The 20,488-nt window shown below is 73.9% G+C and carries 17 protein-coding genes; 8 read left to right on the top strand and 9 right to left on the bottom strand.

Annotation, left to right across the window (positions count from 1 at the left end):
- Together ACME2J_RS14785 and ACME2J_RS14780 are read left to right on the top strand one after the other, a co-directional pair.
- A partial coding sequence (locus ACME2J_RS14785; protein ID WP_495545699.1) for a 2-oxo acid dehydrogenase subunit E2 occupies nucleotides 1–764 on the top strand: 764 nt, incomplete at its 5' end.
- On the top strand, nucleotides 761–1,009 hold the full coding sequence (locus ACME2J_RS14780) for an acyl carrier protein (RefSeq protein WP_495545698.1): 249 nt from the start codon (nucleotides 761–763) through the stop codon (nucleotides 1,007–1,009). The genes ACME2J_RS14785 and ACME2J_RS14780, both read left to right, overlap by 4 nt.
- 12 nt (nucleotides 1,010–1,021) lie before the next feature.
- Here the strand turns inward: ACME2J_RS14780 and ACME2J_RS14775 are convergent, their stop codons facing one another.
- Nucleotides 1,022–1,945, bottom strand: coding sequence for an alpha/beta fold hydrolase (locus tag ACME2J_RS14775; RefSeq protein WP_495545697.1), 924 nt, complete (start codon nucleotides 1,943–1,945; stop codon nucleotides 1,022–1,024).
- A 71-nt stretch (nucleotides 1,946–2,016) separates the two neighbouring features.
- Between ACME2J_RS14775 and ACME2J_RS14770 the strand changes: the two genes are divergently transcribed.
- Nucleotides 2,017–2,751 (top strand): ZIP family metal transporter, encoded by a 735-nt coding sequence (locus ACME2J_RS14770; protein ID WP_495545696.1) that lies wholly within the window; start codon nucleotides 2,017–2,019, stop codon nucleotides 2,749–2,751.
- A gap of 118 nt (nucleotides 2,752–2,869) precedes the next feature.
- Nucleotides 2,870–5,077 carry a molybdopterin oxidoreductase family protein gene (locus ACME2J_RS14765; protein WP_495545695.1) on the top strand — a complete coding sequence of 736 codons (2,208 nt, stop codon included), beginning with the start codon at nucleotides 2,870–2,872 and terminating at the stop codon, nucleotides 5,075–5,077.
- A 5-nt stretch (nucleotides 5,078–5,082) separates the two neighbouring features.
- Here ACME2J_RS14765 and ACME2J_RS14760 read toward each other — a convergent pair whose 3' ends face one another.
- The 3 genes from ACME2J_RS14760 to ACME2J_RS14750 all read right to left on the bottom strand — a co-directional run bounded on the left by ACME2J_RS14760 (nucleotide 5,083) and on the right by ACME2J_RS14750 (nucleotide 7,360).
- Nucleotides 5,083–6,264, bottom strand: a complete 1,182-nt coding sequence (locus ACME2J_RS14760; RefSeq protein ID WP_495545694.1) for a CHAD domain-containing protein — start codon at nucleotides 6,262–6,264, stop codon at nucleotides 5,083–5,085.
- 5 nt (nucleotides 6,265–6,269) lie between these two features.
- Entirely contained in the window at nucleotides 6,270–6,749 is a 480-nt protein-coding gene (locus ACME2J_RS14755; RefSeq protein WP_495545693.1) for a CYTH domain-containing protein, read from the bottom strand.
- A 146-nt stretch (nucleotides 6,750–6,895) separates the two neighbouring features.
- Entirely contained in the window at nucleotides 6,896–7,360 is a 465-nt protein-coding gene (locus ACME2J_RS14750; RefSeq protein WP_495545692.1) for an SRPBCC family protein, read from the bottom strand.
- Between the two features lie 279 nt (nucleotides 7,361–7,639).
- Between ACME2J_RS14750 and ACME2J_RS14745 the strand changes: the two genes are divergently transcribed.
- Together ACME2J_RS14745 and katG are read left to right on the top strand one after the other, a co-directional pair.
- On the top strand, nucleotides 7,640–8,071 hold the full coding sequence (locus ACME2J_RS14745) for a Fur family transcriptional regulator (RefSeq protein ID WP_495545691.1): 432 nt from the start codon (nucleotides 7,640–7,642) through the stop codon (nucleotides 8,069–8,071).
- 32 nt (nucleotides 8,072–8,103) lie between these two features.
- Complete coding sequence (gene katG / locus ACME2J_RS14740; RefSeq protein WP_495545690.1) at nucleotides 8,104–10,299, top strand: catalase/peroxidase HPI; 2,196 nt, start codon at nucleotides 8,104–8,106, stop codon at nucleotides 10,297–10,299.
- Nucleotides 10,300–10,416: 117 nt separating this feature from the next.
- Here the strand turns inward: katG and ACME2J_RS14735 are convergent, their stop codons facing one another.
- Both ACME2J_RS14735 and ACME2J_RS14730 read right to left on the bottom strand, forming a co-directional pair.
- Nucleotides 10,417–11,412, bottom strand: a complete 996-nt coding sequence (locus ACME2J_RS14735; protein WP_495545689.1) for an NAD(P)H-dependent flavin oxidoreductase — start codon at nucleotides 11,410–11,412, stop codon at nucleotides 10,417–10,419.
- A gap of 141 nt (nucleotides 11,413–11,553) precedes the next feature.
- Entirely contained in the window at nucleotides 11,554–14,871 is a 3,318-nt protein-coding gene (locus ACME2J_RS14730; RefSeq protein ID WP_495545688.1) for an MFS transporter, read from the bottom strand.
- A 100-nt stretch (nucleotides 14,872–14,971) separates the two neighbouring features.
- Between ACME2J_RS14730 and ACME2J_RS14725 the strand changes: the two genes are divergently transcribed.
- Complete coding sequence (locus ACME2J_RS14725; protein ID WP_495545687.1) at nucleotides 14,972–15,622, top strand: phosphatidylserine decarboxylase; 651 nt, start codon at nucleotides 14,972–14,974, stop codon at nucleotides 15,620–15,622.
- A 73-nt stretch (nucleotides 15,623–15,695) separates the two neighbouring features.
- Nucleotides 15,696–16,478: a CDP-alcohol phosphatidyltransferase family protein gene (locus tag ACME2J_RS14720; protein ID WP_495545686.1), complete on the top strand. Its 783-nt coding sequence runs from the start codon at nucleotides 15,696–15,698 to the stop codon at nucleotides 16,476–16,478.
- A gap of 2 nt (nucleotides 16,479–16,480) precedes the next feature.
- Here the strand turns inward: ACME2J_RS14720 and ACME2J_RS14715 are convergent, their stop codons facing one another.
- From ACME2J_RS14715 to ACME2J_RS14705, 3 genes are all read right to left on the bottom strand, one after another.
- A complete protein-coding gene (locus ACME2J_RS14715; RefSeq protein WP_495545685.1) occupies nucleotides 16,481–18,007 on the bottom strand; it encodes a flavin-containing monooxygenase in 1,527 nt (508 codons plus the stop codon).
- Between the two features lie 130 nt (nucleotides 18,008–18,137).
- Nucleotides 18,138–19,859 carry a GMC oxidoreductase gene (locus tag ACME2J_RS14710; RefSeq protein ID WP_495545684.1) on the bottom strand — a complete coding sequence of 574 codons (1,722 nt, stop codon included), beginning with the start codon at nucleotides 19,857–19,859 and terminating at the stop codon, nucleotides 18,138–18,140.
- A complete protein-coding gene (locus ACME2J_RS14705; protein ID WP_495545683.1) occupies nucleotides 19,856–20,479 on the bottom strand; it encodes a DUF5987 family protein in 624 nt (207 codons plus the stop codon). The genes ACME2J_RS14710 and ACME2J_RS14705 overlap by 4 nt, the downstream gene beginning before the upstream one ends.
- Between the last annotated feature and the right edge of the window lie 9 nt (nucleotides 20,480–20,488).

Raw genomic sequence — 20,488 nt, 5'->3', positions numbered from 1 at the left:
GCGCCGCGCCCGCCGAGGCGCCGGCGCCCCAGGCGCCGCCGGCACCCGCGCACGCGGGCGAGCCCGCGCCCGCTCCCGAGCGGTCGACGGCCGACCGCCAGGCGGCGATGCGGCGCACGATCGGCGAGCTGATGGCGCGGTCGGCCCGGGAGATCCCCGCCTACCACCTGCGCACGGAGATCGACATGTCCGCTGCGCTCGACTGGCTCGCGGACCGCAACGCGCCCCTCCCGCCCGCACAGCGCGCGATCCCGGCCGCGGTCCTCCTCGCCGCGACCGCCCGCGCGGTCCACGCGGTCCCCCAGCTCAACGGGTTCTTCGCCGACGGCGCGCCGCAGGTCGCCGAGCACGTCCATCTCGGCGTCGCGCTCGCGCTCCGCGGCGGCGGCCTCGTCGCGCCCGCGATCCACGACGCCGACGGGCTCTCGCTCGGCGAGCTCATGGACGCGCTGCGCGACCTCGCGGCGCGGGCACGCGCGGGCACGCTCCGGGGAGCCGAGATGCGCGACCCGACTCTCACGGTGACGAACCTCGGGGACCGCGGCGCCGACGAGGTGCACGGCGTCATCGCTCCGCCCCAGGTCGCGCTCGTCGGCTTCGGGGCCGTCCGGGAGCGGCCGTGGGCCTCCGGAGGGATGGTCGGCGCGAGGCCGACCGTCGTCGCGACCCTCGCCGCCGACCATCGCGCGACCGACGGGCTCGACGGGAGCCGCTTCCTCGCCGAGATCGATCGCATCCTCCAGACCCCCACGGAGCTCTCATGACGACCACCGCCGACACCCGCAGCGCCGTCCTCGCCGTCCTCGCCGAGATCGCCCCCGAAGCCGATCTCAGCGGCCTCCCCGACGACGTCGACCTCCGCGACGAGCTCGACCTCGACAGCCTCGACGTCCAGAACCTCGTCGCCGGGATCCACGAGCGCCTCGGCGTCGACGTCCCCGAGCGCGACTACGGGAAGCTCACGACGCTCGCCGCGACCTCCGAGTACCTCGCCGCCAGGACGGGCTGACGCCCGCCGAGGTCAGCCGGCGCCGCCGGCCGGCCGCGCGGGCGGGTCGCCCAGCCAGTCCGCGACGAGCCCGCCGACGAGGTCGGGCGCCTCGAGGTGGAGGAAGTGCCCGATCCCGGGAAGGCGGCGGCGCTCGCTGCCCGGCGCGAGAGCGGCGTCGTCGGAGACGGCGGCGTCGATGCACCCGTCCTGATCGCCGTAGAGGAAGAGCACCGGCTGGTCGCCGACGGCGCGGAACAGCGTCCACGCCGGCCGCGGAGCGAGCGCCGTGCGGTAGTAGCGCAGGGCGGCGCGGCGGCGGGAGACCCCGTCGAGGGCGGCGCGGACGTGCGCGATGTCCTCGGTCGCGTCGTAGCCGGGCGACCACGTGCGCCAGAGGAGGTCGACGACCTGCTCGAAGGCGCGGTCGGAGACGCCGGGGACCTGGTTGAAGAGCAGGTACCAGCTCTTGCGGAGCTGGCGGAGGCCGACGCCCGGCCGCGGGGCTCGCGGCGCCCACGGGCGCAGGAGCGCGGAGGCGGGCGGGACGGCGAGCGTCGCGACGCGGCCGAAGAGCCCGGGATGGGTGCCCGTGAGGGCATGGGTCGCGACCGCGCCCCAGTCGTGGCCCACGAGCGCCGAGTGCTCGTCGCCGCCGAGCGCGGTGTGGAGCGCGACGATGTCCGCCGTCTGCGAGGGCACCGAGTAGTCGTCGTCCGGCGCGAGGTCGGTCGGGCCGTACCCGCGCGTGAAGGGCGCGACGACACGCCACCCCCGGTCGGCGAGGAGGGGGCCGAGGTGACGCCAGGTCCACGCCGTGTCGGGATAGCCGTGGACGAGGAGGGCGAGCGGTGCGTCGTCCTCTCCCCAGGTGAGTGCGCGGAACCTCAGGCCGTTCGCCTCGACGGTGATGTCGCGTGGCGTGGTCGCGGGGGCAGCGGTCGTCGTCTCGGTCACCTCGCCGACCCTAATGCCGCGCGGGGGTGCATGGGTAGCCTGCCCGCATCTCCGAGACCGCCGAGACGACCGTGTGGATCCTCGCGTCCGGGCTCGCGACGGGCCTCGGGGCGATCCCGATCCTCCTCCTGCGTCGCCCGGGGGAGCGCCTCCTCGACGCGCTCCTCGGCTTCACGGCCGGCGTCATGCTCGCGGCGACCGCGTTCAGCCTCCTCGTCCCCGCGCTCGATCGCGGCACGATCACCGAGATCGTCGTCGGCCTGCTCCTCGGCGGCGCGGTGATGGTCGTCCTCGACGAGACGGTCCCCCACATCCACACGCGGTTCGAGGAGAGCGGGCACCTCTCGGACGACCAGCTCGACGCCCGCTCCCGCGCGACGCTGCTCCTGTCGGCGCTCGTCATCCACAACGTGCCCGAGGGGATGGCGGTCGGGGTCGCCTTCGCCGCCGGCGGTCCCGAGCTGGGGGCTCCCCTCGCCCTCGCGATCGGCATCCAGAACATCCCCGAGGGCTTCGCGGCGGCCGCGCCGCTCGTGCCCGCGGGCGTGAGCCGGCGCAAGGCGGCCGGGGTCGCCGCGATGACCGGCTGGGCCGAGCCGCCCGCGGCCGCCGCGGCGATCGCGGGCTTCGCGCTCGTGGAGGCGCTGCTCCCCGTCGGCCTCGCGTTCGCGGCGGGCGCGATGCTCTACGTCGTCGCCGACGAGCTCATTCCGGAGAGTCACGGGCACGGCCACGAGCGGATCGCGACGGTCGGGCTCATGATCGGCTTCGCGCTCATGCTCACGCTCGACAACGCCTTCGGCTGAGCCGCTCGAAGAACGCGAGATGCAGGAAGGCGCGCTCGGAGGTCACCGAGCTGCCTCTCGCGGCGCACGGCGCAGTGCGTAGACTCGACACCGAGTCGAACGAGGGAGGAGACCCGCGATGACGACGACGGTCCATCGGCAGTGCACGCTCTGCGAGGCCCACTGCGGCATCAAGGTCGAGGTGGAGGGCCGCAAGGTCCTGCGGATCACCGGCGACCCGGACGACACGCTCTCCAAGGGCTACATCTGCCCGAAGGCGGCGGCGCTCCAGGATCTCTACGAGGATCCCGACCGGCTCCGGCGCCCCGTGAAGCGCGTCGGGGACCGCTTCGTCGAGATCGGCTGGGACGAGGCGATCGCGTTCGCGGCCGACGGCCTGCGCCGCATCCGCGAGCGCGACGGGCGCAACGCCGTCGCGACCTATCTCGGCAACCCGGGCGCGCACTCCTCGGCGGTCGTGCCCTCGTTCCTCATCCGCGCGATGCTGCGCAGCGAGAACAACTACTCGGCGACGTCGACCGACCAGCTGCCGCAGCACCGCAGCTCGCACGAGATGTTCGGGACCCTCGCGCTGCTCCCGATCCCGGACATCGACCGGACCGACCACATGCTCGTCCTCGGCGCGAACCCGGCGGTGTCGAACGGCTCGATCATGACCGCCCCGGGGGCGCGGCACCGGCTCAAGGCGATCACCGCCCGCGGCGGCCGCGTCGTCGTCGTCGACCCGCGCCGCACCGAGACGGTCGCCCACGCCTCGGAGCACGTCTCCGTGCAGCCCGGCGGCGACCCGTTCCTGCTCCTCGGCATGCTCCACACCCTCTTCGCCGAGGGGCTCGTCAACCGGCAGGCGATCGCCGGCACCGTCGACGGCCTCGACGGCCTCGAGAAGGTCGTCGCGCCGTGGACGCCGGAGCGGGCTGCCCCGCACGCGGGCGTCGACGCCGAGACCATCGCACGGCTCGCACGCGACTTCGCGGCAGCGCCGACCGCCGTCGCCTACGGCCGCGTCGGCGTGTGCCAGCAGCGGTCGGGCACCGTGACGCACTGGCTCATCAACGCGCTCAACGCCGTCACCGGCAACGTCGACCGTCCCGGCGGGGCGATGCTGCCCACGCCCGCGATCGACGCCTTCGGCTCGCTCAGCATGCTGCCCGTGACGCGCAAGTGGGGGCACCGCCACCAGCGCGTGAGCGGCCTTCCCGGGTACGCCGACGAGCTGCCCGTCGCCGGCCTCGCCGACGAGATCCTCACGCCCGGGCAGGGACAGGTGCGCGGCATGATCTCCTACGCCGGCAACCCGGTCCTCTCGACGCCGAACGGCGCGCGCCTCGACGAGGCCCTCGCGTCGCTCGAGCACTTCGTCGCCGTCGACATGTACGTCACCGAGACGACGCGGCACGCCCACGTCATCCTGCCGCCGGTCGCCCACCTCGAGCGATCCGACGTCGACATCCTGTTCCCCGGGGTCTCGGTGCGCAACCACATGCGCTACAACCCCGCCGCGGTGCCGGCGGAGGCCGGCACGAAGACCGACTGGGAGATCCTCTGGGCGGTCGCCGGGCGGCTCGGGGGCGAGAGCCTCGCGGGTCGCGCGCAGGACGCCGTCGTCCGCCTCCTCGGCGCCGTCTCGACTCCCGAGCGCCTCGCCGACATCGCGCTGCGCACCGGCCCGTACGGGATGCTCAAGAGGGGCCTGCGCAACGGGCTGACGATGGCGAAGGTGAAGGACTCCGTCCACGGGATCGATCTCGGCCCGCTCCAGCCCGGCCTGCGGAAGATGATCCGCACTCCCGGCAAGCGCATCCGCCTCGTGACCGCCCCGCTCCTCGACGAGGCGTCGCACCTCGAGGAGCTCGCCGCCGAGCGGGAGGCCGCCGCGGCGGAGGGCTTCGACCTCACGCTCATCGGCCGGCGCCAGCTGCGGTCGAACAACTCGTGGATGCACAACAGCGCCCGCCTCATGAAGGGCGCGGACCGCTGCACGGCGCTCCTCCACCCCGACGACGCCGCGGCGCGGGGACTCTCCGACGGCGACCGGGTGCGCGTCACCTCCGCAGTGGGCGCGATCGAGGTGCCGGTCGAGGTGAGCGACGAGATGCGGCCGGGCGTCGTCTCGGTCCCCCACGGCTTCGGCCACACCCGCCCGGGCGTCGGCTGGCAGCGCGCGGCCGCGAAGGCGGGCGCGAGCATGAACGACATCACCGACCCGGCCGTCGTCGACCGGCTCACCGGCAGCGCGGCGTTCAACGCGGTCCCGGTGCGCGTCGAGGCGGTCGGCGCCGCGACGGCGCCCGACGAGGAGCGCGCGGCCGACGTCGCCGCCTGAGCGGCTCAGGACGCGCGCGCCGGGGAGTCCCGGCAGGGCGCGGGCGGAGCCCCGATGCGGATCCGCCCGCGCTCGACGAGCGCGTCGAAGTCGTCGGCCGTGAACCCGCCGCGGGGCGAGCCCACGGCGTCCTCGTGGTCGCTCACGCGGAAGCCGAGCGAGCGCAGCTCGGCGGACAGCGCCCGCTTGCGTCTCGCGTCGGTCGCCACCTGCTTCTCGGCGAGCAGCTCGCGGACCCGCGTCGCGACCTCGGGAGCGAGCCAGGTCGCGTCCGCCTCGGCCTGCGCCGCGCGAGCCCGCCAGTAGACCTCGAGCCGCCGGGCGAGCGCCTTCGGGGTCTCCGCGTAGAGGCGCATGCCGAGCGGCACGGACCGCAGGCGCAGCTCGTCGGCCCGGTGACGCACCGCGGCGACGAGCTGCTCGGCGTGCGCGGGCTCGATGACGTCGGAGTGCTCCTCGATCGCTCGCGCGAGGACGGCGAGGTCGTTGTGGTCACCGAGGACGTCGCTCAGCTCGTCGGCCTCGTCGCCCATGCCGCCGAGCATGCGAGGCGCGACGGGCTCGAGGATGCGCAGCGAGTACCAGAGGTCCTTCACGCGCTTGCGCCACTCGTGCCACGCCTCGTCGCCGGCGCCCTGCGCGAGCGCGGCGTCGCGCGCCTCGCACCCGCGGTCGAGGATGCGCCGCAGTCCCTTGGCGACGTGGCGGAAGCCCTGCTCGTCGAGCGGCCACTCCGGCGCGCGCCCGCGGACGGCCTCGAGCGCGCGGACCACGTCACCCGCCCCGCCGTCGTCGTCGTGGACCTCGGCGTGGACCCGCTCCCGGCGCTCCTCGAGCGCCGACCGCAGCGCCGCGACGCCCTCGCGTGGCACGGGGAGGCGGTCGTCGTCGGCGACCTTCTCGAGGGTCTCGAGGAGGACCTGCGCGTCACGGGCGCCGGAGAGCCGGCGTCCCGCGTCCCGGAGCGCGGCGTTCTCCTCGGCGCGCACGTCCTTCCCGATGTCGTGGCGCGCGAGCCGCAGCGCGGAGCGCGCCTTCTTCAGGCTCTTGCGCGCCTCGTGGACCGCCTCGTCACGGTCCTCCTCGCCGCCGCCCTGCAGCTGCTCGATCGCGTCGTCGACCTGCTCGACGACGATCCGACGGACGGCGTCGGCCATCCCCTCGGCGTCCCGGACCTTGTAGCCCATGCTCGTCAGCCCTCCGGCCGGGGACGCCCGTCGCAGGCGAGCGCCCGGTTCTTGTAGCGGGGGTCGTCGGTGACCTCGCGCCCCAGCCACGCGGGCGGCCGGAACGCCTCGGCGGCGTCCTCGTCGGGGAACTCGACCTCGGCGACGACCAGCCCGCCGAGCGCGCCGGCGAACTCGTCGATCTCGAAGGCGTGCCCGTCGGCGCGCAGCACGCGCCGCGTCTTCTCGACGCGACGACCCTCCGTGAGGGCCCAGAGCCGCTCGGCCCGTTCCGCGTCGACCGTGATCTCCTCCTCGACGCGGACGCGGCCGCCGCCGCTCTTGATCGTCAGCGTCGCCTCGCCGCGACGGAGACGCACGCGGACCTCGACGGCGCCGTCGAGAGCGAGGTACCCCTGGCGGATCTCGTCCTCGCTCTCCCAGCGGACGTCCTCGGGGACCGTCTCGACGAGGAACTTGCGCTCGACCTCTCGTCCGTCGCTCACGGCGGGGAGTCTCCCCGCTCACGCGGCCGGCGCAACCTGAGAGCAGGTCGCGCGTCGCGGCCCTCGCCGCAGCCGGACCCCAGCGCGGGACGTGCCAGAGGCACGTCCCGCACTCGTCCGGTCCCGCGCAGCGCGCGGGGGTATCGCTACGCCTCGTCGGGGCGCTTCACCTCGCCGCGCCAGCCGCCGCTCTCGCGGCCGCGCTCCTCGACGAGCTCCTTGAAGCGCTCGAGGTTGCCTTCGACGCGGCGGTCGGGGGCGCCGAGCGCATCGCCGATGCGCTCCTTCACGCCTTCGGGGACGAAGTCCATCTGCACCATCACGCGCGTCTTCTCCTCGTCGAGGCGGTGGAAGGTGACGACGCCGGCGTGATCCTCGCCCTCCGTGTTGCGCCACGCGACGCGCTCGTCGGGCTTCTGCTCGGTGATCTCCGAGTCCCACTCGTGCCGCGACCCGCCGAACTTCGCGACCCAGTGCAGGTGCGTGTCGTCGACCTGGCGGACCTCCTCCACGTCGTCCATGAACCGCGGGAACTCCTCGAACTGGGTCCACTGGTTGTAGACGGTGCGCAGCGGGGCGTTGACCTCGATCGACTTCTCGACGGTCGACATGCAATTCCTCCTCGGGTGGGGAACGGGGATACGTGCCGTTATCCGTCGCCGGGCTGCGAGACACCTCGCCGCAGACGCCGGTGCGCCAGGCCCGCGCGGCAGCGTGCGGCGAACCGGCGACGCGTGGCGTCGCCAGAGCGCGCCACGTCGAGCCGCGGCACGACGTCAGGCGAACCGGCGACGCATGGCGTCGCCAGTCCTCCCCACGCCCGGGGGGCAGAGCGCGTGCGGTCCCGCACAATCTGGAATCGATCCAAAGAACCTGTCATACTCCTCCCCGTGCCGGCGACCGACGAGCTCGAGGGACTTCTGCGCGGGGCTGCCCTGCGCGTCACCCGTCCTCGTCTCGCGGTCCTGGCCGCGGTGCACGACCATCCCCACGCCGACACGCACTCGCTCATCGACCTCGTCCGCGAGGACCTCGGCGACGTGTCGAACCAGGCCGTCTACGACGTGCTGCGCGCGCTCACCGACGCGCGCCTCGTCCGGCGCATCGATCCGCCGGGCTCCGTGGCACGCTACGAGGCCCGGGTCGGCGACAACCACCACCACGTCGTGTGCCGATCCTGCGGCGCCATCGCCGACGTCGACTGCGCCGTCGGCGAGGCTCCGTGCCTCACCCCCGTCGAGGACCACGGCTACGTCATCGACGAGGCCGAGGTCGTCTACCGGGGCCTGTGCCCCGATTGCGCGCGTGCGCGCACCCCCTGAGTCAACACACCCCTGGAAGAGAGAGGTTCCCTGTGCCCGGAGAGCATGACGCCGTCGTCGGAGACATGTCCGAGGAGCCCGCGGTCGGCAGCGAGGGCGGCTGCCCGTTCGATCCCGACCGTGCGCCGTACCCGACCCAGGGCGGCGGCAACGGCGGTTGGTGGCCCGAGCGCCTCAACCTGAAGATCCTCGCGAAGAACCCCGCGGTCGCCAACCCGCTCGGCGAGGACTTCGACTACGCGAAGGCCTTCGAGAGCCTCGACCTCACGCAGGTGAAGAAGGACATCGAGGAGGTCATCACGACCTCCCAGGACTGGTGGCCCGCCGACTTCGGCCACTACGGCGGGTTCATGATCCGCATGGCCTGGCACAGCGCGGGCACGTACCGGATCACCGACGGCCGCGGCGGCGCCGGCGCCGGCCAGCAGCGCTTCGCGCCGCTCAACTCGTGGCCCGACAACGCCAACCTCGACAAGGCCCGCCGCCTCCTCTGGCCGGTCAAGCAGAAGTACGGCCGGAACCTCTCCTGGGCGGACCTCATGGTCCTCGCGGGCAACGTCGCGCTCGAGTCGATGGGCTTCGAGACCTTCGGCTTCGCCGGCGGTCGCGAGGACGTCTGGGAGCCGGACGAGGACGTCTACTGGGGTCCCGAGACCGAGTGGCTCGGCGACAAGCGCTACACGGGCGAGCGCCAGCTCGAGGCGCCGCTGGGCGCCGTCCAGATGGGCCTCATCTACGTCAACCCGGAGGGTCCGAACGGCAACGCCGACCCGGTCTCCGCGGCCCAGGACATCCGCGAGACGTTCGGCCGAATGGCGATGGACGACGAGGAGACCGTCGCGCTCATCGCGGGCGGCCACAGCTTCGGCAAGACGCACGGCGCGGCCGACCCGCTGCCGCACGTCGGCCCGGAGCCCGAGGCCGCCGACCTCGTCGAGCAGGGCCTCGGCTGGACGAGCTCGTACGCGTCCGGCAAGGGCGCGGACACGATCACCAGCGGTCTCGAGGTGACGTGGACCGAGACGCCGACGAAGTGGTCGAACAACTTCTTCGAGAACCTCTTCAACTACGAATGGGAGCTCGGGAAGAGCCCGGCGGGCGCGCACCAGTGGGTCGCCAAGGACGCGCCGGAGGTCATCCCCGGCCCGACGCCCGACTCGCCGAAGCGCAAGCCGACGATGCTCACGACGGACCTCTCGCTGCGGATGGACCCGGCGTACGAGAAGATCTCGCGCCGCTTCCTCGAGGACCCGCAGGCGTTCGCCGACGCGTTCGCCCGCGCGTGGTTCAAGCTCACGCACCGTGACATGGGCCCGATCTCGCGCTACCTCGGTCCCGAGGTCCCGCAGGAGGAGCTCATCTGGCAGGACCCGGTTCCGGCCGGCCCGCAGCTGAGCCCCGAGGACGTGAAGGCCCTCAAGGCGAAGATCCTCGAGACCGGACTCTCGGTGACCGAGCTCGTGAAGGCGGCGTGGGCGTCGGCCTCGACGTTCCGCGGCAGCGACAAGCGCGGCGGCGCGAACGGCGCGCGCGTCCGGCTCGAGCCGCAGGCGGGCTGGGAGGCCAACGACCCGCAGGAGCTTGGCAAGGTCCTCGACGCCCTCGCGGGCGTGCAGCAGGGCTTCGGCAAGGACGTCTCGCTCGCCGACCTCATCGTCCTCGGCGGCTGCGCCGCGGTCGAGAAGGCGGCGAAGGACGGCGGCGTCGACGTCGAGGTCCCGTTCACCCCGGGTCGCGGCGACGCCTCCCAGGAGCAGACGGACGTCGAGTCCTTCCACTACCTCGAGCCGAAGGTCGACGGCTTCCGCAACTACATGCAGGGCGAGCACCGCCTGCCGGCCGAGCACCTGCTCATCGACAAGGCGAACCTGCTCACCCTCAGCGCGCCGGAGCTGACCGTCCTCGTCGGCGGCCTCCGCGTCCTGGGCGCGAACACCGGGGGCTCGACCCACGGCGTGCTCACCGAGCGCGTGGGGACGCTGACGAACGACTTCTTCGTCAACCTCCTCTCGCTCGACACGCGCTGGACGACGAAGGACGACGGCACGTTCGCGACCGCCGACGGCAAGTGGACCGGCACCCGCGCCGACCTCGTGTTCGGCTCGAACTCCGAGCTGCGCGCCCTCGCCGAGGTCTACGCGAGCGACGACGCGAAGGAGAAGTTCGTGAAGGACTTCGTCGCCGCGTGGGACAAGGTCATGAACCTCGACCGGTTCGACGTGAAGTAGTCACGGCGACAGACCGCTGGAGGGCGAGGGGCCGGCGGCGACGCCGGCCCCTCGCGCATCCGCGGGTGTGTCGGAATGAACCCAGCCCTCGGGTGCATTCCGACACACCTCGCCGCGTCAGCTGGTGACCGCGTCGGCGTCGAGCATCCCGGCGAGCCGGCCGCGGATGAGCTCCTCCGCCTCGGCCATCGTCCGATCGATGAGCTCGGCGCACGTCGGGACGTCCTTGATGAGCCCGGCGACCATGCCGCAGCTCCAGGCGCCCGCGTCCATCTCGCCCTCCTGGAGGACCTTGCGGTTCTGGGCGCCGACGACGAACTGCCGGACGTCGTCGATGCCGACCTCGTCGCCCTTCTCGGCCTCGATCTGCAGGATCGACTCGACGGCGGCGTTGGTGAGCACCCGCTCCGTGTTGCGCAGCGGACGCATGATGAGACGCGTGTCGCGCTCGTCGGCCGCGACGAGGGCGTCCTTCACGTTCTGATGGACGGGCGCCTCGGCCGTCGCGATGAACCGCGTCCCGAGGTTCATGCCGTCCGCGCCGAGCGCGAGCGCGGCCACGAGGCTGCGGGCATCGGCCATCCCGCCCGACGCGACGAACGGGATCGACAGCTCCTCCGCCGCGCGCGGCAGCAGGATCATGTTCGGGATGTCGTCCTCGCCCGGATGGCCACCGCACTCGAAGCCGTCGACGCTCACCGCGTCGCAGCCGATCTTCTCCGCCTTGAGCGCGTGGCGCACCGACGTGCACTTGTGGATGACCTTCACCCCGGCATCATGGAGCGCCGGCAGGTAGGGCTCGGGGTTGCGGCCCGCCGTCTCCACGATCCGCACACCGCCCTCGAGGATCGCCTGGATGTACTCGGGATACGGCGGCTCGCTGAACGAGGGCAGGAACGTGAGGTTCACGCCGAACGGCTTGTCGGTCATCTCGTGGCAGCGGGCGATCTCGTTCGCGAGATCCTCGGGCGTCGGCTGCGTGAGCCCGGTGATGATCCCGAGCCCGCCGGCGTTGGACACCGCCGAGGCGAGCTCGGCGTAGCCGACGTAGTGCATCCCACCCTGGATGATCGGATGCTCGATGCCGAACAGCTCGGTGATGCGGGTCTTCACGGTCGTGGCTCCTTCGTCGTGGGGACGGCGATCCCGGCACCCTTTCAGGCGCGGGGCCCGGCCGGGAGCCCCCGACGAGGGAAGCGGGTCTCCCGAACGGTCCGCGACGGCGGGGCGCAGCGTCGCGGGGAGGGACCCGCCTCACGGGGAGAAGATGCACGCCGGCGCGCGTTCGAGCGCCTCGCGGGCGGCCCGGCGGCCGGCCTCACGCATCCGGTCGATCATGTGGAACTCGAGCAGGCCCGTCCCCTCGTCCTCGGGGCGGATCACGAGATCGGCGCGCCGGCTCGCCGCATGCGGGTCGGCCGAGGCGAGGAGCACGAGCTTGTAGAGCGTCTCGGGCAGCGACGGCGGCTCCGGCGTCGTGCCGGGAGCGAGCGCGCGCACCTCGTGCTGCGACGTGTCGCAGACGATGATGGGGCCCTCCCGCCGGTCGGCCATGGGCCCGACCGGGAGGTAGTCGAACAGGCCGCCGTCCACGAGGAGCCGGCCGTCCAGCGCAACCGGCGGCACGAGGCCGGGGATCGCCATGCTCGCCGCCACGCAGGTCGCCAGCGGGCCGCGCTCGTGCACCACCAGCCGCGCGGCGATCATGTCGGTGCTGACGCAGTAGTAGCTGAGCGGCAGCGTCTCGATTGTGCCCGGGAGGTTGCGTTCGAGCATCTCCAGCGCCCGCGCGCCGCGCAGCAGCGAGACCCGCGGGACCCGATAGTCGCTCAGTGGCCGGCGCCGGACCCACTCCTCGTAGCAGCGGGCGTCGATCTCGTCGGCCCGCATGCCGTGCGCGAACATGCCGCCGACCATCGAGCCCATGCTCACCCCGCCGACGCGGTCGATGGGGACGCCTGCCGCCTCGAGCTCCTCGAGGACGCCCAGCTGAGAGAGGGCGCGGGCCCCACCGCCCGAGAGGACGAGTCCGACGGCGCGGCCGGTCAGGCGGCGGGCGATGCGATCGAGGTCGGCGCGCTGCTCGGCGGCAGGCCCGAGGCGGTAGGTCGTCACCGGGTCGAGTTCGTCGAGGAGTTGCGCGAGCCCGTCGGCACCCGTGCCGTCGTGGACCACCACCTCGCAACCCCTCGGGAAGGCCGGCAGTCGGATGCCCTCGACGGGTGGCGCGACGACGAGCAGCACGCGGTCGGCCTGCTCGACGCACGCCCGCGTCCATCGTGAGGCCTCGCCGTCACGGCCCAGGGCGCCGCCCGCCAGCAGCACGACGTCGTGGTCGCGCTCGCAGCGGTCGAGCAGCTCGGCGAGCCGCGATCCGGGGTCGTCCGGGTCGACCGCGACGTCCTGCGGGCCCAGCGCGGCGAGGGTCGTGAGTCGCCCGAGGCTGTGCCGCAGCCGCTCGGCGACCCGCAGCGCCGCGGCGCGGGGACCGACCGCCACGACGGCGATCGTCGCGGGAGCGGCGCCCTCGGGATCACGCGGCCGCTCCGACCGCTGCAGCTCCCTGCCCAGCACGCGGGCGACCGAGCGCGCGAACTCCGGGCGCTCCATCATCGCGTCGAAGTCCTCCTGCCCGAGGCGCAGCAGCTGAGCGTCGCGGCGCGCGACGATCCCCGCCGACCGAGGCTCGTCGCTGAGGAGCGCCAGCTCCCCGACGACGGATCCGCTCCTCCGCTCCGCCACCATCCGGGTGTCGTCGACGAGGACCCGGAGGCGTCCGCTGCGGACGATGTACAGCGCGTCGGCGGGGTCGCCGTGGTGGAACAGCCACCGACCGGCGGGCAGGGTGACGGTCGTGGCCCGCGCCGCCAGCGTCTCGAGCGAGGCGTCGTCGAGGCAGGAGAACAGCGGGACGCGGGCGAGGAGCTCGGCGGCCGTGGCGGCCGGGGGCGGCGAGGACCTCACCTCGGTGCGGCGGCGGGGATGCGCGGGGGCGGCGACCACCGGTCGGCTTAGCGGCACCTCCGGCTCGGCCTCGGGCGGAGGCTGGTGGCGCGGGAGCCATCGCGCGCCACCCGCGACGACGAGGAAGCACCCGGCGCAGAGGACCCACGCCCGCTGGAATCCCTCGGTGTCCCGGAGCACCGCGTCCTCGCCGACGAGGACGGCGACGACGGCGATCCCCAGCACCGCGCCCACCTGGCGGATCGAGGCGTTGAGCGCACTCGCGCCGGCGTACCGCTCGCCGGGCGCGCCGGAGACGGCCGCGTCGTTGACGAGCGGGAACGCGATGCCGACGCCGACGGCGAGCAGCAGCGCCGCGGGCAGGTACGCGCCCAGATAGTCGGGTTCGGGCCCCATGCGGGCGAGGAGGAGCAGCACCCCCGCGCTCAGGACGACGCTCCCGCCCGCCACGAGCGCTCGGACGTCGCGGCCGGCGGCGATCCGTCCCACGAGCCCGGCGGCGAGCGCGGCGGCGAACGGCGCCGGGGTGATCGCCAGCCCGGTGAGCAGCGGGGACCAGTCCCAGACCTGCATGAGGAACAGGAGGTTCGCGAGACCGAGGCCGAAGAAGCCGGCGGACCCGACGAGGCTCACCCCGGCCGTGGCGCGGAAGCCCGGGGTCCGCAAGAGCTCGCCGTCGATCACCGGCGTCTCCTGCCCGAGCGACCGGCGCACGAGGAGCGCGCTCGCCACGGCCGAGCCCGCGACCGCGATCATCACGCCGGCGCTCAGCCACCCCCAGTCCTCCCCCTGCACGATGGCGAGCGTGAGCAGGCCCAGGGAGAGCGCGAGCACCAAGCCCCCCGGCAGATCGGGATACGCCCGCTTCCCGGGAGCGCGGCTCTCCACCAGCAGCGCCCCCGCCACCCGCATGCCGACGATCCCGATCGGCACGTTGACGAGGAAGACGAGCCGCCAGTCGGAGAGCTCCACCAGCAGGCCGCCGATCGACGGCCCGATGCCGGCGGCCAGCGCCGCGGTCGCGCTCCACACCGCGATCGCCTGCGCCCGCTCCCCCGCCGGGTACGCCTGCAGGACCAGGGCCAGCGAGGCGGGGATGATGATCGCCGCACCGGCGCCCTGCAGCGCCCGCGCGGCGACGAGGAGCTCCAGCGAGGGTGCGACGGCGCACACCGCCGATGCGAAGGTGAAGAGCCCGAGCCCGACGAGGAACAGCCGTCGACGACCGAGCACGTCGGCGTAGCGCCCGCCGGGGACGAGGAGAGCGGCGAGCGCGACGTTGTAGGCGTTGAGGACCCACGACAGCCCGCCGAGCGAGGCGTCCGGGAACGAGGACAGGAGGTCCGGGATGGCGATCCCGACCACGGTCTCGTCGAGGAAGGCCATGAAGACCCCGACGCAGGCGATCACGAGGACCGTCCGCGGCGGCGTGACCCGGCGGCTCACCGGCGGACGCGACGGCGGCGGCTCCCCCGGTGCCCCCGAGAGCTCGAGGAGCTGCCTGAGCCGCTGCGGCCCGAGCCCGGCCTCGAGGCGAGCGCGCAGGTCGTCGGGGATCGGTCGCCCTTCGCGCAGGACGGTCCCGAGCTCGAGCAGCGGCCCGTCCATGGCGCGCGGGTCCGTCGGCGCATCTCGCGGCGTCCCCTGTCGATGTGCGTGCGCCACGTGCCTCCCGGCGCGAGCGTACACTCACCGCGGGGAGGGGTGGATGAGGCGGCGCGAACACCACGAAGGCCGCCTGGGGATCCGCCTCGCACGTGGCACGCCTCGCCTCGTCCCGGCCCTCTGGTACGCGACCGCTGTCGCAGTCGTCCTGCGGGCCCGCCGCACCGGCATGGCCCTCGCGGCCGGCGCGACCGCAATGACCGCGTTCTTCCGGGATCCCGACCGCGTCGGTCCGCCGAGCGGGGTCCTCGCCCCCGCGGACGGGATCGTGACCCGAGTGGACCGTGTCGAGGACGGGCGCGCCCGGGTCGCGACGTTCATGGCCGTCTGGGACGTCCACGTCAACCGCGCGCCGACCGACGGCGTCGTGCGCTCCCTGCGCCATCGTCCCGGTGGCAAGCGACCCGCCCTGCACAAGGACTCCGACCGCAATGAGCGGCTGGTGTGGACGATCGACACCGCGGACGGCGAGCTCGGCCTCGTGCAGATCGCAGGCGCCCTCGCACGCCGGATCGTGCCCTACGCGCGGCCTGCCGACCGGCTCCGCCGCGGAGATCGGATCGGCCTCATCCGCTTCGGGTCACGCGTCGACGTCCTGCTCCCGCACGGGATCGATGCGGACGTCCGCGTGGGCACTCGCGTCCGGGCGGGGATCACCCGGCTGGACCGGGATCGTCCTGCCGCTGGAAAATAACTGCAACGACGGTCGGGGGCCGCTACCCTCGTCCCGCGGGGGACACGTCACGACGGGGACGGGAGAGGGAAGCGTGAGCGCTTCGGGTGCGCCGATCGGTCAGCTCCGCCGGGCGGGGATCGCGGATGCGCTGACGATCGCCAACGGGGTGTGCGGGTTCACCGCCGCGGCCCTGCTCATGGGCATGTCCTCGCCGATCGGGTGGGGCGGCGACCTCGTCGAGGGACAGCTCGGCCTCGTCGTCGGCCTCGTCATCGGCGGGATGATCTTCGACACCCTCGACGGCCTCGTCGCCCGGTGGCGCGGAGGGAGCGGACTCGGCGGGCACCTCGACCTCATGAGCGACGCCGTCACCTTCGGCGTCGTCCCCGCCCTGCTGCTCATGCAGGGCCCGGCTGCCGAGGGCCCCGTCGGCGCCGTCGTCGCCCCCCTCGTCGCGGGGCTGTACTTCGTCGCCGCTCTCGTGCGGCTCGCGGTGTTCGCCTCCACGGACGCCCCCGGGTTCATCGGCGTCCCGACGCCGACGGCGACCGTGCTCGTCGTCACGCTGCTCGCGTTCGCACCCGGCCAGGAGCTCGTGCTCGCGGGGGCGGCGGCGACCGCGGTGCTCATGGTCTCTCCGTATCGCCGCCCGCATCCGGGCCAGCTGGGCATGGTCGTCCTCGGGAGCTTCGCCACCGCGTCCGCTGCCGCGGCCTTCGCCGGCTGGATCTCGCTCGGGAGCGCCGGGCTGCTCACGGTCGGCTGCCTCGTCCTCATCGGCCCTCTCGTGGCCGCGATCCGTCGGCTGCCGGCCGTCATCGCGAGCGAGGAGCACCCGGACGCGCCGGCCGTCGCGCCGATCGCTCCCTCCTGACGTCAGGGAAGCTCGACGGAGCGCCCGCTCGCGGACGTCGGCGTCCCGGCGGGCCGCAGCACCTCGAAGTCCTCCGGGACGACCGTCGCCATGAGCTCGCGGTGACGATCCGGCCCCCACGGCCACAGCGCGGGAAGCCCGTCGGCGCCGAGGTACCAGGACTGGCACCCGGTCACCCACACGGTGTCGGGGTAGGCCTCGCGCATCTCGTCGTTGAAGCGCTCCATCGCCTCGACCCTCGGGGCGACCGCCGGGAGGCCCTCGTCCCGCAGCCGCCGGATCCACTCGACGATGTAGGCGGACTGCGACTCGGCGACCGGGAGGATCGACTGGTTGCCGATCGGGCTGTGCGGGCCGCAGAGCATGAAGAAGTTCGGGAAGCCCGGCATCGCGACGGTGTTGTAGGCCCGCGGGCCGCCGGCCCACGCCTCATCGAGGGTGAGGCCGCCCTCACCCACCATCTCCATCGGCCGCATGAAGGCGTGCGCGTCGAAGCCCGTCGCGAGGACGAGGACGTCGAGCTCGTGGAGCCGCCCGTCGCGCATCCGGACCCCCGAGGGCTCGACCCGCGCGATCTCCTCGGTCTCGACGTCGACGGTGGGACGACCGAGCGCGGGGTAGTACCCGGCGGACATGACGAGCCGCTTGCAGAGGGGCTCGTAGTCGGGCGTCACCTTGCGCCGCAGCGCCGGGTCGCGCACGCCGAAGCGGAGGTTGAGGCGGCATGCCGCGCCGAGCGCCTTGCGCTGCCAGCCGGGCTTCACGACCGCGGTCGCGAAGAACTTCTCCCACATCCCCTGCCACAGCCGGTAGCTGAGACGTCCGATCGCCGGGACGCGGCGGTGCAGCCACCGCGTGAAGCGCGAGATGCGGAAGTTCGGCAGTGGCAGCACCCACTGGGCGGTGCGCTGGAAGACGACGAGCCGCCCTGCCCGCGGTCCGAGCGCGGCGACGATCTGCGCGCCCGTCGACCCCGTCCCGACGACGCCGATGCGGGCACCGTCGAGCGCCACGGACTCGTCCCACCGCGCCGAGTGGAAGGCGGCGCCCTCGAAGTCCTCGAGGCCGGGGATCTCCGGCACGTGCGGCCGGTGGAGGAACCCGGTCGCCGCGACGAGCACGTCGGCGGCGTCCTCGGTCCCCGCCGATGTCCGCAGGTGCCAGCGACCGTCCTCCCACCGCGCGCTCGCCACCTCCTCGCCGAAGCGGATGCGGTCGCGCAGCCCGAAGCGGTCCGCGACCCCGTCGAGGTAGGCCTTGATCTGCCGTCCCGACGCGTACGTCGTCCGGTACGCCGGGTTCGGCGCGAACGAGAAGGTGTAGAACCGCGCCGGCACGTCGCACGAGAGGCCCGGATAGCGGTTCTCCCGCCACGTCCCTCCGAGGTCCTCGGCCTTCTCGTAGACGACCCAGTCGCGGATCCCCGCCTCGTCGAGCGCCCGACCCATGCAGAGTCCCGAGGCGCCCGCCCCGATGACGACGACGCGCGGCTCGCGGCCGGCCCGACGCCCGTTGCTCTCGTCGCTCACGTGTCTCCTCCCTCGCTCGCGGACGGACCCAGCCTATGCGCGGGTGCCGGGCACACGCAACGCGGTGTCGCACCACGGCGGGCCCGGCGACTGTGGCGGGGCACCAAGGCGGCGGCGTCGGGCGACCCGCCTACGCCGCCCGGCGGCCGCGGCCGGCCTTCCGCCGGCGGCGCCGCCGTCGCGGGCGGCCGGGCGTCTCGACCCTCGGCCCGACGACCTCGCGCGGGACGCGCGCCCGCAGCCCGTCCGGCGCGGCGGGCAGACCGAGGTCGCCGGCCCGCTCGACGAGGCGCTCCGCCGCCCGCTCCGCGACGGCCGCGATCGTGAGCGACGGGTTGACTCCGAGGGACGTCGGGATGATCGACGAGCCGAACGCGTAGAGGCCCTCGTAGCCGAAGATCTCGCCGTCGGCGCTCGCCGCCCCGAGGTCCCGGGACTCCGCCATGCGCAGGCCGCCGAGCGGGTGCGCGGCGTACACGCCCCGGGTCTGCGAGAGCTTCATGAACCGCCCGAGACCGCGCCGTCGGGCGATCCGCGCGATCGCGGCGTCGGCCCGTTCTCGCACGCGGATGGACTGGTCGGACTGCGCGTAGTTGAACGTCCCGAAGGCGATCGGGCCCGCGTTGGGCCGCACGCCCCCGTTCCCGGTCGGGGAGGGGGCGAGGAACGTGCCGTCGTGGGTGTCCTCGACCATCGCGAGCAGCTCGATCCGGTTCGCCCAGCTCGCGATCGCGTCCTTCTTCTGCAGCCCCCACCACGAGGGGTCGCCAGCGGGATCGCGCCCGTCGTCGTAGAGGAAGTTCGTGAGCGACGAGAGGAAGATCTCCTGCAGGGTGAAGCGCGTCCCGTCCCAGCGGTTGCCGCGACGGCCGACGAAGAAGTCGTAGGTCATCGTCGTGATCGGCTTGCCCTTGTGGAACGCGCCGTAGCCGGGGAGGCCGAGGACGTCGCGGACCTTGCGCTCGTCGTACTCGATCGCCGCGACGTGGTCGCCGTTGCAGCCGAGGTGGCGGCCCACGTGCTCGCTGAGCGACGGCAGGTCGCCCCGAGAGCGCATGAGGATCGGAGCGTCGTTCATCGCGCCCGTGGCGAGGACGAGCACCTTGCAGGTGATCTCCTCGGTGCGCACGGGGGCCCTCGTCTCCGGGTCGAGGACGCTCACGGTCGCGACGTACCGGTACGGGCGCGCGCTCGTCTGCCGGACGGACTCGACGCGGCGCAGCGGCCGGATGCGGACCCCGGCGGCGCGGGCCGACGCGAGGTAGTTCGTGATGAGCGAGTTCTTCGCGCCGTGGATGCACCCCGTGTGGCACCACTTCGCCTCGACGCAGCGCTCCGCGCTGATCGCGAGAGGCACGCGGTCGCACGTGTGACCCGCGGCGTCGAGCGTCTTCGCCCACAGCCCGCCGCTGCGCGACACCTCCGACCACGTCGGCCGAGCGACGCGGAGCGCCTGCTCCGCGCGGCGGTAGTAGGGGTCGAGGCTCCGGCGGCTGATCGCCTCGGGCCACATCCGGCGCTCGGGCCCGTCCCCAGGCCGGCGGTCGCGACGCTCGAACGTCTCCGTCGGGGCGCGCAGGGAGGCGGCGAGGTAGAGGTTCGAGCCGCCGCCGACGCCGGTCGCCGTCACCATCTGCGCGCCCTGGCCCTGGACGAGCTCGTACACGCGCGAGAGGTGCTCGACGTGCATCGACTGCCGGTAGTCGGTGTGGCCGAGGTCCTCGCCCCGCTCGAGGACGACGACGCTCGCCGGGTCGGCGTCCGCGGCGAGATAGAGCTCGGAGAGCCGATGGGCGGCGATCGCGCCGCCGAAGCCGGAGCCGGCGATGAGGACGTCGACGCGCTCGCTCACGGGAGGTTCCCCGTCGTCGTGCGCTCGCGGGCGAGGCGCCGGCGGTAGCTCGCGTCGGCGTACCCCGCCGCGACGCGTCCGGGGAGGCCCATGACGCGGTAGCCGGGCGCCGCATCGGCGGTCTGCTCCTCCGAGAGAGCGGCGGCGCAGAACGCGGTGAACGGGATCGCGGCAGCGGCCTCCCACACGAGCCGCAGCGGGTTGTCGTACCGCAGCCCGTCGGTCGCGACGCGCTCGCGGCCGGCGCGGTCGAGGATGAGGAAGGGCGCGCCGCCGAGCGCGAGCGAGCGGGCTTCGAGGTCGGCGAGGAACGCGGGCGCGAGGACGTCGAAGCCGATGAGCGGGTGCTTGCCGAGGGCGAGAGCGTCCGCCTCGACGGCCCCCGGGCGATCGTCGAGCCCGAGGATCGCGCGCGGGTGGATCGCGTCGCCGAGGACGGTCGTCGCGACGCGGCGGCCGGGGATCATCGTGTCGGCGAACGCCTGGAGGGTCGCGTCCGGCAGCGCGGGCTCCGCAGCCTGCGCCGCCGGCGTGGCGCGCACGAGCGGCAGGGCGCCCGCGACGGTCGCCGCGAGACCGGTCGCGGCGGCGCGCGCGATGAACTCGCGTCGCGTCCGCACGGTGGTCGG

The sequence above is a fragment of the Paraconexibacter sp. genome (assembly GCF_059438195.1).
This window is presented reverse-complemented; position numbering and strand designations above follow the sequence as displayed.

Bases quoted from the DNA above. Each gene is read 5' to 3' on its own strand.
- ACME2J_RS14750 (WP_495545692.1), bottom strand. From the start codon at position 7,360: ATGTCGACCGTCGAGAAGTCGATCGAGGTCAACGCCCCGCTGCGCACC.
- ACME2J_RS14760 (WP_495545694.1), bottom strand. From the start codon at position 6,264: ATGGGCTACAAGGTCCGGGACGCCGAGGGGATGGCCGACGCCGTCCGT.
- ACME2J_RS14730 (WP_495545688.1), bottom strand. From the start codon at position 14,871: ATGGACGGGCCGCTGCTCGAGCTCGGGACCGTCCTGCGCGAAGGGCGA.
- ACME2J_RS14725 (WP_495545687.1), top strand. From the start codon at position 14,972: ATGAGGCGGCGCGAACACCACGAAGGCCGCCTGGGGATCCGCCTCGCA.
- ACME2J_RS14780 (WP_495545698.1), top strand. From the start codon at position 761: ATGACGACCACCGCCGACACCCGCAGCGCCGTCCTCGCCGTCCTCGCC.
- ACME2J_RS14765 (WP_495545695.1), top strand. From the start codon at position 2,870: ATGACGACGACGGTCCATCGGCAGTGCACGCTCTGCGAGGCCCACTGC.